The organism is Amycolatopsis sp. lyj-23 (assembly GCF_046549135.1).
GTDB lineage: Bacteria > Actinomycetota > Actinomycetes > Mycobacteriales > Pseudonocardiaceae > Amycolatopsis.
On sequence record NZ_JAJPWN010000009.1, the window covers coordinates 61,527 to 76,384 of the forward strand.

Sequence of the window (14,858 nt, forward strand, 5' to 3'; positions counted from 1 at the left end):
TGACGATCTCTGCGACCATCGACCGCGATGACTTCTCCCGAGGACCGCGGCTGGCGCCGGCTCGACCCGCTTCTGCCGACCCCGTGGAGCGCCGACGTCGCTCCGGACCACGTGCTGCCCGAGTACCCGCGGCCCCAGCTGACCCGGCCGCGCTGGCTGAACCTCAACGGCGTCTGGGAGTACGCGGGCTGGCCGTCGTCGCCGGACGAACCACGGCCGTCGGGTTACGCCGAGCGCATCCTCGTCCCGTTTCCGCCGGAATCGGCGTTGTCCGGAATTCGACGACGCGACGAAGTCCTCTGGTACCGGCGCCTGTTCGAAGTCCCCGCCGACTGGCGCGGCTCACGGGTGCTGCTGCACTTCGGCGCGGTCGACCAGACGGCGAAGGTCTGGGTCAACAACCAGCTCGTTGCCACCCACGAAGGCGGGTACACGGCGTTCAGCGCTGACATCACCGACGTGCTGCGCGCTTCGGGACCGCAGGAGCTGACCGTCCGAGCCGAGGACCGCACCGACATCGAGCCCTTCCCGGTCGGCAAGCAGCGCAACGCACCCGGCGGGATCTGCTACACGCCGTCGTCGGGAATCTGGCAAACGGTGTGGCTGGAGCCGGTCCCCGAGGCTCGGGTCGAGCGGCTGGACCTGACGCCGGACCTGGCCGGCGTGACGGTGTTCCCGCAGGTCACCGGCGGCGCGGAGGTCGTGGTCGTGATTTCGGCAAACGGCACCGAGGTGGCCCGAGCGTCCGGCGAGGCGGGGACGGCCGTGCGCGTGGACGTCCCTTCGCCGCGCCTTTGGAGCCCGGACGACCCGCACCTCTACGCGCTGCGCGTCCAGCTGCTCGACGCGCGTGGTTCGGTTTCGGACGAAGTCGGCAGCTACGCCGGTCTGCGGACGATCGGGCTGGTCCCGGACGCGCGGGGACGCCCGCGGATCGCGCTCAACGGCCGTGTCACTTTTTTGCACGGACCGCTCGACCAGGGCTACTGGCCGGACGGCATCTCGACCGCGCCCACCGACGAAGCCCTGCGGTTCGACCTCGAGAAGACGAAGGAGCTGGGCTTCAACTTCGTCCGCAAGCACGTCAAGGTCGAGCCGGCCCGCTGGTACTTCTGGGCCGACAAGCTGGGCTTGGTCGTCTGGCAGGACATGCCGTCGCTGACGGTGTCGTTCGACGGCCCGCCCGGAATCGCGCCGGACCCGGTCCCGCGGGCGCGGGAGCGGTTCGAGGCGGAGCTGGCCGAAATGGTGACGCAGCTGCGAGCGGTGCCGTCGATCGTCGGCTGGGTCCCGTTCAACGAGGGCTGGGGCGAGTTCGACACCGTCCGTGTCGCGGAATCGGTCAAAGCCCTGGACCCGACGCGGCTGGTGATCGCCAACAGCGGCGTCAACTGCTGTTTCTCGCGGCCGGACAGCGGCGCGGGCGACGTCTACGACGACCACACCTACGTGGGCCCCGGGACGCCGTCGGTGCGCGACGGCCGTGCGATCGTCGACGGCGAGTACGGCGGCCTCGGTCTGGTCGTGGACGACCACTGCTGGCCCGGTCCGCCGAACGCGTACGAGATGGCGCCGACGCCGGAGCGCCTCACCGAGCGCTACGCCGAGGTGAGCGCGGCCCTCGAGCGAGTCGTGGCGGACCGCGGCCTGTCCGGGGCCGTCTACACCCAGACGACGGATGTCGAAAACGAGGTCAACGGGCTGCTGACCTACGACCGTCAGGTGATCAAGGTGGATCCGGTGGTGGTCGCCGAGTGCGTCCGAGCGGTGATCGAGGCAGGCTCGTCCTGACCCGGATCTACGCAGGTCAGAGCGGTGGTCGATTTCCGGCAACCGCCCACAGCGGGCCGTGGACGGCGGGGGACCGGCGTCCCCCGCCGTGGTTTCAGGCCGGCAGCGCCGCTTCGATGGCCTTGACGACCGCTTCGTCCTCGGGCTCGGTGCGCGGCCGGAACCGCGCCAGAACGTCGCCGTCGGCGCTGACCAGGAACTTCTCGAAGTTCCACTGGACGTCGCCGGCCGCGCCCTCGGCGTCGGCGGTCTCGGTCAGCTCGGCGTAGAGCGGGTGCCGACTCTCGCCGTTGACGTCGATCTTCTCGAACATCGGGAACGTGACGCCGTAGGTCGTCGAGCAGAACGTCTGGATCTCCTCCGCGCTGCCCGGCTCCTGCCCGGCGAACTGGTTGCACGGGAACCCGACGACGGAGAAGCCCTGCGCGCCGAAGCGTTCCTGCAGCCGTTCGAGACCGGAGTACTGCGGGGTCAGGCCGCACTTCGACGCGACGTTGACCACGAGCAGCGCCTTCCCGGCGAACTCGCCCAGCGAGCCGTCCCGGCCGTCGAGGGTCTTGAGCGGAATTTCGTGGATACCCATCCGGTGAGTCCCTTTCAGTCGTGCTTCAGCGCCCGGGCGTCGAGGTGCCCGAACGGTCCGTCGTCGGCGCGGTAGGCCGCGGCGAGCTCCTCGGCCCGCGCGCGATCGCCGCGCCGGAGCAAGCCGGCCAGCGTGTCGAAGCGCTCGGTGTGGACCGCCGCGCGACGACGGGCGTAGTCCGCGGCCGAGTCCTTGGTGACCATGAACGCCCAGTCGCTTTCCAGGGCCAGCACGGCCTCGGCGACGGCCTGGTCGGCGACGGTATCCCGCGCCGTCCGGTCCAGCCCCCGGACCAGGGTGAGCAGCCGGTCCTGCAATGCGGCGTTGGCGGCGACCATGTCCTGGACCTGCTCGCCGTCCCAGACGCGCCAGTCCTTACCGGACCCCCACGAGGACGACGGCAGGTCGACCGGCTCGCCGACGTGGCCGGCTTCCATCGCGCCCTTCAGCGTCGTCACCCGCACACCGGCCTCGGGCAGCGCGCGCAGCACGCCCTCCAGCCACGCCGGGCCTTCGTGCCACCAGTGTCCGAACAGCTCCGTGTCGTACGCGGCGACCACGAGCGCCTCACGCCCGTGTTGCCGCTTCAGCGACCGCAGCCGCGTCACGACGGTGTCGACGAAGTCCTTGACGTGCGTCCCCAGCACGTCGGCGGCGAGCGCCGGGTCGTACGGCGCCTTGTCCTGCGGCTCGACCGCCTTGCCGGTGACCCGCGCGGCCTTGAGGCCGACCTCGTGCTGCCAGGTGTGGAAGTCGCGGTAGGCGGCGTGGCCGGGGTAGCCGGCCTTCGGCGACCAGACGCGGTAGGTGACCTCGAGGTCCCGGCCGAAGGCGAGGACGTCGGTGTCGCCGACCGGCCGCGCGGCCCAGGTCTCGCCGTGCAGCGACGGCCCGTCGACCATGAACCGCCGCACGCCCGCGGCCGCGTAGTCGTTTTCCAGACCAGGCGCGTAGCCGCACTCGGGCGCCCAGATCCCCTCGGGTCGCGTCCCGAGCCGCAGCGCGGTGTCGGCGAGGCCGGCGTTGAGCGCGAACTCCCGCACCCGCGGGTCCAGCAGCGGCTGGAAGGGGTGGGCGAGCGGGCCGCCGAGGAGCTCGATGGTCGAATTGTCGACCAGCGGACGGAGGACCGGCGAGAACCCGTGCCGCCACCGTGTCCCGAGCTCTTCGGCCGCGCGGACGGCGGTCCGGTGCTCGGCCGCGGCGAGCTCGCGCAGCAGCGGGTCGCCGCGCCACAGCGTCGCCGCGTGCTGGGCGCGCAGCTGCCAGTGGCCGAGCCAGTCGTGGAAGGCGCGGATGCTGTACGGGTCGTCGAGCTGCGCGGCCAGCACCGGCGTCACGCCCAGCGTCAGCACGTCGCGGCGGCCCTCGTCTGCGAAGCGCTCCAGGAGCTCGACCATCGGCAGGTAGGAGTGCGCCCACGCCTGGTATAGCCACTCCTCGCCGACCGGCCAGCTGCCGTGGTGCGGCAGCCAGGGCAGGTGGCTGTGCAGGACGAGGCAGAAGGTGCCCTCGCTCATCGGCGCACCGCCACGGCGATCAGGTCGAGGCTCGCGTCGAGGTCGTCGCCGTGGATGTCGAAGCCGGTGGCTTCGATCGCGGCGACGTCGGCGAGCAGGGCGTCCGGCCACACGGCCTGCCCCGGGAGCTTGCCCATGACCACGTCGAGCTGGGCGTCGATGATCGAACCGCCGTACCGCTCGTCGAGCGCGCGCACGGCCTCGCCGTGGTGCAGCCCGTGCAGGGTTTCGACATCGAAACCGGCGTCGGTGAGCAGGCCGGCCAGCTCGGACGGCGCCAGCTCGCGGGTGTGGAACGGGTTCAGCGGCGTGTCGCTGTCCGGGGTGAAGGTGAGCCGGTTCGGGGTCGTGACCAGCAGTTTGCCGTTTTGTGGCAACACCCGTCGGCACTCGGCGAGGAACCCGGCCTGGTCCCACAGGTGCTCGATGACCTGAAAATTGGCCACGACGTCGACCGCGCCGTCCCGGACCGGGAGGAAGGCCAGGTTCGCCCGCGCGACGGCGACCTCGGGGTACCGGCGGGCGACGTGCTCGGTCGTCGGGACGTCGTAGTCCAGCGCGAGCACCCGGCGGGCCGTCGTCGCGAGGAGGCTCGCGCCGTAGCCCTCACCACAGCCGGCTTCGAGCACCGTCGCGTCCGCGCAGTGGGGGAGCAGGGCGGCGTACGCGGCTTCGTGGCGCCTGAACCAGTAGTTCTCCTCGGCGATGCCGGGGACGGTCCGCTCGCCGGTCAGGTGCAGCGCCTCGGCCCGGGTGGCTGGGGTGGTCACCTCCGCGACCCTAGCGGGTGTCACGTCCGGCGCCGCCGTCTCGTTCCGTGGTCATGCAACGGACCATCACCCGCGTACTGCTCGTCGTCTTCGGCCTCGTCGAGGCCGTGGCCGGAATCTGGCCACTGGCCTCTCCGACCGGCTTCTACCAGGACTTTCCCGGCTTCCGCACCGGCTGGGTGGCCATGGACGGGCCGTTCAACGAGCACCTCCTGCGCGACTTCGGCGGACTCAACCTGGCCCTCGCCGCACTGCTGATCGGAGCCGCCGTGATCGCCACCACAGCGGTGGCGCGGCTCGCGGCGGTCGCCGCGCTGCTCTTCGGCGTCCCGCACTTCCTCTACCACCTCGGCCACGTGTCGCACTTCGAGCCGATCGACCAGGTGCTGATCCTCGCGATGACGGGGCTCGGCGTCCTTCTCCCGTTCGTGGTCCTGCTGGTCCCCGGCCGGCGGGTCAGCCCACCGGCGACACCGTGATGCCGAGCGCGCCCGGGCCGAGGTGGGCGCCGATGACCGTGCTCGCCTCGACGACCATGCTCTCGACCATCGCCGGCACCCGGCGTTCGATCTGCCTGCCGATCTCCAGCTCGTGGTCGCTCGCGCCGAAGCGCGTCACGGCGATGTCGGCGCGGAAGCCGCCGGACTTCTTCACCGCGAGGTCGACCATCTTGGCCAGCGCGCGGCGCGTGCCGGGGACGCGGGCGAGCGGCGAGACCTCGCCGTCCTTGACCGTGAGCAGCGGTTTGATCGAAAACGCACTACCGAGCATGGCCTGCGCGGCGCCGATCCGGCCCCCGCGGCGGAGGTATTCGAGGGTGTCGACGTAGATGAACTCCGTGCTCGTGCTGCACCGGCGTTCGGCCGCTTCGATGACGCGGGTGGCGTCCGCGCCGGCCGCGGCGGCGCGGGCGGCGGACACGGCGGCGAAGCCGAGGCTCATGCCGGTGGTCCGGCTGTCGAGGACGTGCACGGGGACGCGGACCTGCTGGGCGGCCTCCCGGGCCGCGCGGAGGGTGTCGGACATGCGGCCGGAGAGGTGGATGCTGACGATGGCGGTCGCTCCCGCGGCGGCCGCCTCCTGGTAGGCCCAGAAGAACGCCCCCGGGTCCGGGGGCGCCGTCGTGATCACGTGCCCGGCTCTCATGGCGTCGATCACTTCGCCGCGGTCGAAGCGGTTTTCGTCGTCGAAGTGGCTGCCGAGGCTCAGCTGGATCTGGACGACCCCGATCGCCCAGCGGGAGGCGACGAGGTCGGGAAGGCAGGAGCTCGAGTCGGTGATGACGGCGATGCGCGCGGGCATGGTGGGGGAGATTAATGCCTGACACCCACTGCGAGTAGGCCGTGGTTGGTCCGATCGGACGAACGGCAGTTCGGGCGAGGTAACCGGTCGACTACCGGGACGATCGTCCCACTAGAGTGCGCATCCAGGTGAATGGCGTCACCTCGACGGGTCCTGGCGGCGGAATGGCCCTAATCTACCGGCCAGTAGAGCACTGTCCCGTGGTCGACCGCGGGCCACGAACCGGGAGGTCGAAGCAGACCCATGACCAACATCGTCGTCCTGGTCAAGCAGGTACCGGACACCTACTCGGAGCGGAAGCTCAACGGGTCCGACCACACCCTTGACCGCGAATCCGCCGACGCCGTGCTCGACGAGATCAACGAGAAGGCCGTCGAAGAAGCGCTGAAGATCAAGGAAGCCGGCGAGGGCGAGGTCACCGTGATCTCGGTGGGCCCGGACCGCGCGACCGACGCCATCCGCAAGGCGCTGTCCATGGGCGCCGACAAGGCCATCCACGTCTCCGACGAGGCGCTGCACGGCTCCGACGCGATCGCCACCGCCAAAGTGCTGGCCGCCGCGATCGGCAAGGTCGAAGGCTTCGACTTGGTCATCGCCGGCAACGAGTCCTCCGACGGCCGCGGCGGCGCCGTCCCGGCGATCCTCGCCGAGCTGCTCGGCCTGCCGCAGGTCACCTACGTGCGTGAGCTGACCGTCGATGGCTCGACGATCAAGGCCACCCGCGAGACCGAGGACGGCCTGACCCGCCTCGAGGCGAGCCTGCCCGCGATCGTGAGCGTCGGCGAGAAGATCAACGAGCCGCGCTACCCGTCCTTCAAGGGCATCATGGCCGCGAAGAAGAAGCCGGTCGAGACGTTCACCATCGCCGACCTGGGCGTCGACGCGGGCGAGGTCGGCCTCGGCAACGCGTGGTCCACCGTGACCGAATCCGCGCCGAAGCCGCCGCGCACCGCCGGCGAGAAGGTCGAAGACGAGGGCGACGGCGGCACCAAGGTCGCCGAGTACCTGGTCGGCCAGAAGCTCATCTGACAACGGCTCTTCGAGGAGGAAGTAGAACCATGGCTGAAGTACTCGTCCTCGTCGACCACGTCGACGGTGAGGTCAAGAAGGTCACGCTCGAGCTGCTGACCGCCGCCCGCGCGCTCGGTGAGCCGTCGGCCGTCGTCGTCGGCCCGACCGGGACCGCCGCGAAGGCGAAGCAGGCGCTGGCGTCGCACGGCGCCGCCAAGGTCTATGTCGCGGAAGGCGACGACGCCGCGAACTACCTGGTCACGCCCAAGGTGGACGTGCTCGCCGCGCTCGCGCAGCAGGCGTCCCCGGCCGCCGTGCTCGTCACCGCCAGCGGTGAGGGCAAGGAGGTCGCCGCCCGCCTGGCCGTGCGCCTGGGCTCCGGCCTGATCTACGACGCCGTGGGCGTCAACGGCGACGGCGTCATCGACCAGTCCATCTTCGGTGGTGCGTTCTCGGTCAAGTCCAAGTCGGCCAAGGGTGCGCCGGTGGTCTCCATTCGCCCGGGCGCGGTCGAGGCCGAGCCGGCCGAGGGCGCGGCGGCCGAAGAGACCGTCGAGGTCCCTGCGGTCGACGCGGCGAAGGCCACCAAGATCACCGGCGTCGAGCCGGTGACGGGCGGCGACCGGCCGGAGCTGACCGAGGCCTCGATCGTGGTCTCCGGTGGCCGCGGTGTCGGCTCGGCGGAGAAGTTCGACGTCGTCGAGAAGCTGGCCGACTCGCTCGGCGCGGCTGTCGGCGCGTCGCGTGCGGCGGTCGACTCCGGCTACTACCCGGCGCAGTTCCAGGTCGGCCAGACCGGCAAGACGGTCTCGCCGCAGCTGTACATCGCGCTCGGCATCTCCGGCGCGATCCAGCACCGCGCCGGCATGCAGACGTCGAAGACGATCATCGCCGTCAACAAGGACGCGGAGGCGCCGATCTTCGAGATCGCCGACTTCGGGATCGTCGGCGACCTGTTCAACGTCGCGCCGCAGCTGACCGAGGCGGTCGAGAAGCGCAAGGGCTGATCTTCACCCGCGAAGGGCCTTCCGGGGACACCCCGGGAGGCCCTTCGTGCGTTTTCGGGACAGAGAACCCGCCATTAACTGAACGTGCATTGATCGGTCATCGGATGGCACTCTCCGCGGCTTCCTCCGCGCAGGTAAACCTTGACCATGACGACGTCACAGCTCCTCGTCAGCACTGATCAGGCGGGTGCCAAGCTTCCCGCCGACGCTCCCCGGTACTCGCTTCTCGTCGCGCACGCGAACGACGAAGTCGTCGCGGCCCAGAAACTGCGGCACCGGGTTTTCGCCGAGGAAATGGGTGCGCGCCTCCACTCCCCGCGGCCCGGTCTCGACGTCGACGAGTTCGACGAGTTCTGCGACCACCTCGTGGTCCGGGACGACAACACGGGCGACATCGTCGGCTGCTACCGCATGCTGCCGCCCGAGCGAGCCGTCCAGGCCGGCAAGCTCTACGCCGACAGCGAATTCGACCTCACCGCCCTCGCTGGCCTGCGACCGTCGCTGGTCGAAACGGGCCGGTCGTGCGTGCACCCGGACCACCGCAGCGGCGCCGTCGTCAGCCTGGTCTGGGCCGGCATCGCCCGCTACATGCTGCTTTCCGGCCACCGCTACCTCGCCGGCTGTGCGTCCGTCCCGCTGGTGGACGACGGCTCCTTCGCCGCCGGCGTGTGGGACCTCCTGCGCACGAAGCACTACTCCGACGAGGCCACGCGCGTCACGCCGCTGATCCCCTGGGACGTCTCGAGCATCGAACGTCCGGCGCGGCCCACGCTGCCGCCGCTGATCAAGGGCTACGTCCGGCTCGGCGCGAAGGTCTGCGGGCCGCCGGCGCTGGACGCCGACTTCGGCGTCGCGGACTTCTTGGTCCTCCTGGATCTGCAGAACGTCGACGAGCGGTACCTGAAGTTCTTCCTCGGGGTCCAGGGATGAGCCACGCGTGGATGCCGTCCTCGCCGTGCGGCGACGGCTGCCTCACCGCCGATGACCCGGTGGTCGGATTTTGGCGACGGGTCCTGCGCTTCACGGCGGCGATCTCGGTGGTGCTCGCGGCGCTGGCGTCCGCGCCCCTGCTGCTGGTCGCCCCGGGCCGCGAGCGCCTGCTCCGGCTGATCTTCCGCGGCGTCCTGCGGGCCTTCGGCGTCCGCCTGGACATCCGTGGCGGCGGCGACTTCCTGACCGCGCCCGCCGGCCGTGGCGCGCTGGTGGTCAACAACCACATCTCATGGCTGGACATCGTCGCGATCAACGCCCTGCGGCCGATGCGCGCGCTGGCCAAGAAGGAGATCGCGGGCTGGCCGGTGCTCGGCGGCCTGGTCCGCCGCGGCGGCAGCATCTTCCTCGACCGCGAGCGGCTGAGGACGCTGCCCGACACGGTGGCGGCGCTGGCCGACGCGCTGCGGACGGGCTCCCTGGTGAGCGTCACCCCCGAAGGCACCACGTGGTGCGGCCTGGCCTCGGGCCGCTTCACGACGGCGACGTTCCAGGCGGCCATCGACGGCGGTGTCCCGGTGCGCCCGATCGCGCTGCGGTACCGCCTCGCCGACGGCCGCGAGACCAGCCGACCGGCGTTCATCGGGCCGGAGTCGCTGATCGCGTCCCTGCGCCGGGTGGCGGCCCTGCGCGGCCTGGTGCTCGAGATCCACGTCTGCCCGGAGATCGCGCCGGGCCGCGCGGAAACCCGCCGCGAACTGGCCGCCCTCGCCGAGTCGGCGGTCCATTCCGCGCTGGGCACGGTCCAGATCCCGGCTCAGCAGCGGCGCCGGACCCCGCGCCGCCAGGCGGCCCCACTGGCTTCGCCTCCCGCGAAGTGATCCGGGCCTGTCGCCGCGATCCGGCGACAGGCCCGGATTGGTTCCCGTTCGGTCAGCCGACGGTGATGGTCAACTTTCCGCCAGGGTGCCCGCCCTCGCTCTCGACCTGCGCCGCGGCCGCCTCGGCCAGCGGATAGCTCCTGCCCTGCGCGATGCCGACACCGCGATCGGTCACCCAACCGGCGATTTCGCTGAGGACCTCAGGGGTCTGCTCGCCTCCGCTGGAGAACGGGATCCCCAGCTCGAACGCGGCCGCATCGGCGATGGTCACGATCCGGTCCTTGGTGCCCCGCAGCTCGACGGCGCCCGGCAGCACCCCGTGCCCGGCGGCGTCGAACACGGCGTCCACCGGCCCGGACGCGACCTCGCGGACCCGCTCGACCCAGCCGTCGCCGTAGCGGACGGGCACGACACCCAGCGACTTGAGGTCATCGAGGCTCCGGCTTCCGCCGGTCCCGATGACGGTCACCCCCTGCGCAACGGCGACCTGAGCGGCGAACCGCCCGACCGTGCCGCTGGCTCCGAGCAGCAGCAGCGTCTCGCCCTCGCGGACACCGAGCAGCCCGAGGACGCGAAGCGCGGTCTCGCCGGCGACCGGCAGCGCGGCGGCGTCCGCCCACGAAAGGCTCGACGGCTTCGGTGCGATCGCTTTCGCCAAGGCGTACTCGGCGTAGGCGCCGGTCTCCGACCAGCCGAAGACCTCGTCGCCCACGACGAAGTCCGCGCCCTCCCCGACGGCGTCGACGACGCCGGCGACCTCGAGGCCGGGGATGTGCGGGAACGGGACCTGGAAGTTCTGCTGCATGGCGCCGTTGCGGATCTTCCAGTCGATCGGGTTGACCCCGGCGGCCCGCACGGCCAGCCGCACCTGTCCCGGGCCCGGCTCCGGCAGCGGAACGTCGGACAGCTGCAGGACTTCCGGTCCGCCGTATGCGGAGAAGGTGATCGCTCGCATGGTGGTTCTCGCTCCTTGGTTCGTGACCGTTCGAATGTCCTCCTCCGCGAGTCAACTCGCCCGGCGGAGCTGCCGAACCGCCCGGAAGAGCAGTGTTCACTAGCCGGACGAGCAGGCCGACGGTTCCTGGACGCGCCTACCTTGGACGCCATGGACGCTTCCTGGTCGGATCCGCGGCACGTGCTGGACGTCGTCGAGCGGCTCCTGTCGGCACCGCGGCCCGAGTTCCTCAGCCGGTTCACCGCCGAGCTGGGCCGCCTGGTCCCGCACCGCGCGGCCGCGATGCAGACGGGCGACTGTCCCCGCAGCCCGATCAAGGTCATCGGCGACGAAGCGATCACGCAGGCGGTGACGAGCGTCGAGCTGCAGCGGCTGGTCGACCGCAGTGAGCCGGGCAAAGCCGTGGTGATCGACGGCGTGCTCGGTGGCGTCGAGCGCCGCTTGATCCTGCTCGCTTCGACACCGGCGGTCGGCCAGGGCGCGGTGATCGCCGTGGTACCGGAGGCCGCGGAGCCACCGGTCGCGGACCTGGAGCTGGCGGCTCAGCTGTGGCACATCGTCAGCACCGACGCGGGCCAGCGAGCGACGGACCCGGGCCCGGACGTCCTGGCCGGCAGCCTGGCCGCCGCGTCCGCCCGCGCCCAGGTCATCACCGACCTCGGCCAAACGCACGCGGCGACCTTGGTGACGCTCCTGTCGGTGCTCCGCTCCGGCCGCCTCTCGGACGCCGTGGCCCGCCGCACAGCGGTCGATCTCGCCGCCGACGCGCTGCTCGAGCTCAAAGGCGTCGTCGACCGCGACCAGGTCCTGTCCGCGGAGCAGGCGGACGCGGCGTTCGCCGTCCTCAAGACCCAGCTCGCCGACCTCGTGCGGCATACCGAGGTGGACGTCGACCTCCCCGATCCGGTCGGCGACGCGTCCCTCCCTCAGGACATCGCCCACACGGCTCGCACGCTGACCCGTGGCCTGGTGCTCGCCGCTTTGGACCGTCCGGCGACGACGCGTCTGCGGGCGTCCTGGCGCGCGGAGGGCTCACTGCTGCGGATCACGGTCCGCGACGACTGTCCCGAGGTCGCCGACGCGATCCCGCCCCGGCGCCTGACCGAGCGGCTCACGGCCCTCGGCGGCCACTGGGAGGTCGACGCGGTGCCGGGCTGGGGCACGACGGTCACCGCGGCTCTCCCGCTCGGCGTGGCCGAACCGCCGAAACTGCGTCCGCTCGACCGCCTCAACCCGCGCGAGCTGGAGGTGCTGTCCGGCATCTCCCAAGGCCTGCGCAACCGGCAGATCGCCGGACAGCTGCAGCTCAGCGAGCACACGGTGAAGTTCCACGTCCGCAACATCCTGGAGAAGCTGGGCGTGAGCTCCCGAGGCGAGGCGGCCGCGCTGGCCCGCGACCTGCCGCTGGAACCGGTGACACACCGTTCCGCCTGAAACCGCCTTGACCTCCAGCGGGCTCGAGGTTGCACGCTGCTGATCATGGCCTCGACGATCGATTCGGCACCTCGTCGCCGAAGTGTGCTCTGGAGCGCGGAACACCGCCTGACCACGATTGCCCTGCTGCTGGTGGTCACGTTGGTCGCGTTCGAGAGCATGGGTGTGGCGACGGCGATGCCCACTCTGGTCGCCGACCTGCACGGGTTGTCGCTCTATTCGTGGCCGTTCACGATCTTCCTGATCTCCAGCGTGGTCGCGACGGTGCTCTCGGGCCGGATCGGCGACCGCCGCGGCCCGGCACCGGCCCTGCTGGCCGGCCCGTTGTTGTTCGCGGCGGGCCTCGTGGTCGCCGGGACGGCGAGCGGGATGCCGATGTTCCTCCTCGGCCGCGCACTCCAGGGCTTCGGCTCGGGGCTGCTGCTGGTCTCGGTTTCCCTCTTGATCGCGCTGACGTTCACCGACCACGAACGTCCGGTCATCTACGCCGCGAACGCCGCTGCCTGGGTCCTGCCTGCGGTCATCGGGCCTTCAGTGGCCGGGGTCGTGACGGTGAGCGTCGGCTGGCGCTGGGTCTTCCTCGGTTTGCTTCCGTTCGTAGTCGCCGGGGTCGTCATGCTGGTCGTGGTCGTCCAGCGCTTGCCCTCCCACGAACCGGCCGTCGGCGGTCGTCAAGCAAGCGTGCCCCAGGCGATCGTCGCCGCACTGGGCGTCGCGGCGTTGACGTGGGCGGCCCAACACCAGTCGCTGCTCGCGCTCGCTTACGGCGCGGTCGGACTCATCGCCCTGGGCTACGCACTCCGGGCGCTGCTGCCGGCCGGCACGTTGACTTCCCGTCCCGGCCTGCCGACGGTCGTCGCTTCCCGAGCCCTGATCGCCGGTGCGTACGCGGGAATGGAGGCATACCTCCCGCTGACGATGAGCGCGGTCCACGGCTACAGCCCCGCCCTCGCCGGCCTGCCGTTGACGATCACCGCTTTGGGCTGGTCCGCGGCGTCGGCAGCACAAGGGCGATACCTCGGCTGGTCGCGGGAGGCCTCGCTGCGCGCCGGGTTCTGGCTGGTCGCGGCAGGCTTGGTCGGCTTCGGCTTGGTTTCGCAGCCGTGGTTTCCCGGGTGGGTCGCGTTCGTGGCCTGTGCGGTCAGTGGGGCCGGCATGGGGATCGCCATGCCCGCCATCTCCGTCCTCCTGTTGCGCTACTCACCCGAAGGCGAGCGCGGCTTCAACACCTCCGCGGTGCAGCTCGCGGACTGGGTCGGGTCCGCCCTCCTCATCGGCCTGGGCGGTGTCCTGCTCGGCGCGATCGGCTCGGTGCTCGACCCCTCGCCGGCGATGGCCCTGCTCACCGTCGTCTTGGTGACACTCGCGATGGTGGGCGTCCGGCTGACCGGGCGGTGGCCGTCAAAGGTGTGACAGCCCACTTCCAGGGCCAGGGTGGGCTTCGTCACGCGCTGGAGCGGACTACCCTGGAAGAGCGATGACCTATCTCGACCACGCGGCGACCACTCCGATGTTGCCCGAAGCCATAGCGGCGATGACCGAGGCGCTGTCCACCGTGGGCAACGCCTCGGCGCTGCACTCTTCCGGCCGCCGAGCCCGCCGGATGGTCGAGGAAGCCCGCGAAACCATCGCCGAGGCGCTGGGCGCCCGTCCCTCCGAGGTGATCTTCACCGGCGGGGGGACCGAGAGCGACAACCTCGCGATCAAGGGCATCTACTGGGCCCGCCGCGGCGAGCAGGACAAGCGTCGTCGCATCCTGTGCGGAGCCGCGGAACACCACGCCGTCCTGGACACCGTCGAGTGGCTCGAAGCCCACAGCGGCGCCGAGGTCACTTTGCTGGACGTGGACAGCCAGGGCCGGGTGTCGCCGGAGGTCCTCAGGACCGCCATCGCGGCGGATCCTGAGACCGTAGCGCTCGCCACTGTGATGTGGGCGAACAACGAGGTCGGCACGATCAACCCGATCGCCGAGCTCGCGGCGGTGTGCGCCGAGTTCGACGTCCCGCTCCACACCGACGCGGTCCAGGCCGTCGGGGCTGCTCCGGTCGACTTCGGGGCCAGTGGGGCCGCTGCGCTCACTCTGACCGGACACAAGCTGGGTGGCCCATTCGGAGTGGGAGCGCTTCTGCTCGGGCGCGACGTTCCCTGCACGCCCCTGCTGCATGGCGGAGGTCAGGAGCGCAATGTCCGCTCCGGCACCCTGGACGTCCCGGCGATCGTCAGTTTCGCGACTGCTGTCCGAAGCAGCGTCGCGACCCGGGCCGAGTACGCGAAGCGGGTCGAGGAACTCCGGGATGGGCTCGTCGAGGCCGTCCGACGCGAGGTACCCGATGCCGTCCTCAACGGTGGGGATGGCGAGCGGCTTCCCAGCCATGCCCACTTCACCTTCCCCGGATGCGCCGGCGACAGCCTTCTGATGCTGCTCGACGCCAAGGGCATCGAATGCTCGACCGGGTCTGCGTGCACAGCAGGCGTCGCCCAGCCGAGTCACGTCCTGCTCGCCATGGGAGCCGATCCGGCGGCGGCTCGCGGTTCCCTCCGTTTCTCCCTCGGCCACACATCCACCGCCGCCGATGTCGAGGCCGTGGCTGCGGAAATCGGCGGTGTCGTTCTGCGCGCCCGGCAGGCCGGCCTGGCCGGAATGCGCAAGCAGACCCAGAAGCAAGAGGTGTAG

At 71.1% G+C, this 14,858-nt stretch carries 14 protein-coding genes; 9 read left to right on the top strand and 5 right to left on the bottom strand.

The features are described 5' to 3' along the window. The first annotated feature begins 27 nt into the window (after nt 1-27). The gene (locus ACLJPY_RS22960; protein ID WP_410591350.1) at nt 28-1,791 is read left to right on the top strand and encodes a glycoside hydrolase family 2 protein; all 1,764 of its coding nucleotides are present in this window, start codon (nt 28-30) and stop codon (nt 1,789-1,791) included. Nucleotides 1,792-1,885: 94 nt separating this feature from the next. On the opposite strand, the gene ACLJPY_RS22965 is transcribed toward ACLJPY_RS22960, so the two are convergent. The 3 genes from ACLJPY_RS22965 to ACLJPY_RS22975 are packed head-to-tail and all read right to left on the bottom strand — an operon-like array spanning nt 1,886 to nt 4,664. After that, nucleotides 1,886-2,374: a glutathione peroxidase gene (locus tag ACLJPY_RS22965; protein ID WP_410591351.1), complete on the bottom strand. Its 489-nt coding sequence runs from the start codon at nt 2,372-2,374 to the stop codon at nt 1,886-1,888. A gap of 14 nt (nt 2,375-2,388) precedes the next feature. Then, on the bottom strand, nt 2,389-3,894 hold the full coding sequence (locus ACLJPY_RS22970) for a 1,4-alpha-glucan branching protein domain-containing protein (RefSeq protein ID WP_410591353.1): 1,506 nt from the start codon (nt 3,892-3,894) through the stop codon (nt 2,389-2,391). Next, nucleotides 3,891-4,664 carry a methyltransferase domain-containing protein gene (locus ACLJPY_RS22975; RefSeq protein WP_410591354.1) on the bottom strand — a complete coding sequence of 258 codons (774 nt, stop codon included), beginning with the start codon at nt 4,662-4,664 and terminating at the stop codon, nt 3,891-3,893. The genes ACLJPY_RS22970 and ACLJPY_RS22975 overlap by 4 nt, the downstream gene beginning before the upstream one ends. 53 nt (nt 4,665-4,717) lie before the next feature. Here ACLJPY_RS22975 and ACLJPY_RS22980 point away from each other — a divergent pair, with 53 nt between their 5' ends. Beyond that, complete coding sequence (locus ACLJPY_RS22980) at nt 4,718-5,143, top strand: hypothetical protein (protein WP_410591356.1); 426 nt, start codon at nt 4,718-4,720, stop codon at nt 5,141-5,143. Here ACLJPY_RS22980 and ACLJPY_RS22985 read toward each other — a convergent pair. Beyond that, on the bottom strand, nt 5,121-5,966 hold the full coding sequence (locus tag ACLJPY_RS22985; RefSeq protein WP_410591357.1) for a DegV family protein: 846 nt from the start codon (nt 5,964-5,966) through the stop codon (nt 5,121-5,123). The two genes, ACLJPY_RS22980 and ACLJPY_RS22985, sit on opposite strands and share 23 nt — an antisense overlap. A 243-nt stretch (nt 5,967-6,209) precedes the next feature. On the opposite strand from ACLJPY_RS22985, the gene ACLJPY_RS22990 reads away from it, so the two are divergent. The 4 genes from ACLJPY_RS22990 to ACLJPY_RS23005 all read left to right on the top strand — a co-directional run bounded on the left by ACLJPY_RS22990 (nt 6,210) and on the right by ACLJPY_RS23005 (nt 9,795). Then, nucleotides 6,210-6,995 (top strand): electron transfer flavoprotein subunit beta/FixA family protein, encoded by a 786-nt coding sequence (locus ACLJPY_RS22990; RefSeq protein ID WP_410591359.1) that lies wholly within the window; start codon nt 6,210-6,212, stop codon nt 6,993-6,995. A gap of 29 nt (nt 6,996-7,024) precedes the next feature. Then, on the top strand, nt 7,025-7,984 hold the full coding sequence (locus ACLJPY_RS22995; RefSeq protein ID WP_308670351.1) for an electron transfer flavoprotein subunit alpha/FixB family protein: 960 nt from the start codon (nt 7,025-7,027) through the stop codon (nt 7,982-7,984). A gap of 147 nt (nt 7,985-8,131) precedes the next feature. Next, the gene (locus ACLJPY_RS23000) at nt 8,132-8,914 is read left to right on the top strand and encodes a GNAT family N-acetyltransferase (RefSeq protein WP_410591361.1); all 783 of its coding nucleotides are present in this window, start codon (nt 8,132-8,134) and stop codon (nt 8,912-8,914) included. Then, the gene (locus ACLJPY_RS23005) at nt 8,911-9,795 is read left to right on the top strand and encodes a lysophospholipid acyltransferase family protein (RefSeq protein WP_410591362.1); all 885 of its coding nucleotides are present in this window, start codon (nt 8,911-8,913) and stop codon (nt 9,793-9,795) included. The genes ACLJPY_RS23000 and ACLJPY_RS23005 overlap by 4 nt, the downstream gene beginning before the upstream one ends. 52 nt (nt 9,796-9,847) lie before the next feature. On the opposite strand, the gene ACLJPY_RS23010 is transcribed toward ACLJPY_RS23005, so the two are convergent. Further along, nucleotides 9,848-10,750: an NADP-dependent oxidoreductase gene (locus ACLJPY_RS23010; protein WP_410591364.1), complete on the bottom strand. Its 903-nt coding sequence runs from the start codon at nt 10,748-10,750 to the stop codon at nt 9,848-9,850. 150 nt (nt 10,751-10,900) lie between these two features. Between ACLJPY_RS23010 and ACLJPY_RS23015 the strand changes: the two genes are divergently transcribed. From ACLJPY_RS23015 to ACLJPY_RS23025, 3 genes are all read left to right on the top strand, one after another. After that, the gene (locus ACLJPY_RS23015) at nt 10,901-12,184 is read left to right on the top strand and encodes a helix-turn-helix transcriptional regulator (RefSeq protein ID WP_410591366.1); all 1,284 of its coding nucleotides are present in this window, start codon (nt 10,901-10,903) and stop codon (nt 12,182-12,184) included. Nucleotides 12,185-12,229: 45 nt separating this feature from the next. After that, entirely contained in the window at nt 12,230-13,597 is a 1,368-nt protein-coding gene (locus ACLJPY_RS23020) for an MFS transporter (RefSeq protein WP_410591368.1), read from the top strand. A gap of 64 nt (nt 13,598-13,661) precedes the next feature. Beyond that, a complete protein-coding gene (locus ACLJPY_RS23025) occupies nt 13,662-14,858 on the top strand; it encodes a cysteine desulfurase family protein (protein ID WP_410591369.1) in 1,197 nt (398 codons plus the stop codon).

Excerpts from the sequence above, each read along its gene's own strand:
- ACLJPY_RS22960 (WP_410591350.1), top strand. The coding sequence starts at position 28 with ATGACTTCTCCCGAGGACCGCGGCTGGCGCCGGCTCGACCCGCTTCTG.
- ACLJPY_RS22965 (WP_410591351.1), bottom strand. The coding sequence starts at position 2,374 with ATGGGTATCCACGAAATTCCGCTCAAGACCCTCGACGGCCGGGACGGC.
- ACLJPY_RS22970 (WP_410591353.1), bottom strand. The coding sequence starts at position 3,894 with ATGAGCGAGGGCACCTTCTGCCTCGTCCTGCACAGCCACCTGCCCTGG.
- ACLJPY_RS22980 (WP_410591356.1), top strand. The coding sequence starts at position 4,718 with ATGCAACGGACCATCACCCGCGTACTGCTCGTCGTCTTCGGCCTCGTC.
- ACLJPY_RS22985 (WP_410591357.1), bottom strand. The coding sequence starts at position 5,966 with ATGCCCGCGCGCATCGCCGTCATCACCGACTCGAGCTCCTGCCTTCCC.
- ACLJPY_RS22990 (WP_410591359.1), top strand. The coding sequence starts at position 6,210 with ATGACCAACATCGTCGTCCTGGTCAAGCAGGTACCGGACACCTACTCG.
- ACLJPY_RS22995 (WP_308670351.1), top strand. The coding sequence starts at position 7,025 with ATGGCTGAAGTACTCGTCCTCGTCGACCACGTCGACGGTGAGGTCAAG.
- ACLJPY_RS23000 (WP_410591361.1), top strand. The coding sequence starts at position 8,132 with ATGACGACGTCACAGCTCCTCGTCAGCACTGATCAGGCGGGTGCCAAG.
- ACLJPY_RS23005 (WP_410591362.1), top strand. The coding sequence starts at position 8,911 with ATGAGCCACGCGTGGATGCCGTCCTCGCCGTGCGGCGACGGCTGCCTC.
- ACLJPY_RS23010 (WP_410591364.1), bottom strand. The coding sequence starts at position 10,750 with ATGCGAGCGATCACCTTCTCCGCATACGGCGGACCGGAAGTCCTGCAG.
- ACLJPY_RS23015 (WP_410591366.1), top strand. The coding sequence starts at position 10,901 with ATGGACGCTTCCTGGTCGGATCCGCGGCACGTGCTGGACGTCGTCGAG.
- ACLJPY_RS23020 (WP_410591368.1), top strand. The coding sequence starts at position 12,230 with ATGGCCTCGACGATCGATTCGGCACCTCGTCGCCGAAGTGTGCTCTGG.
- ACLJPY_RS23025 (WP_410591369.1), top strand. The coding sequence starts at position 13,662 with ATGACCTATCTCGACCACGCGGCGACCACTCCGATGTTGCCCGAAGCC.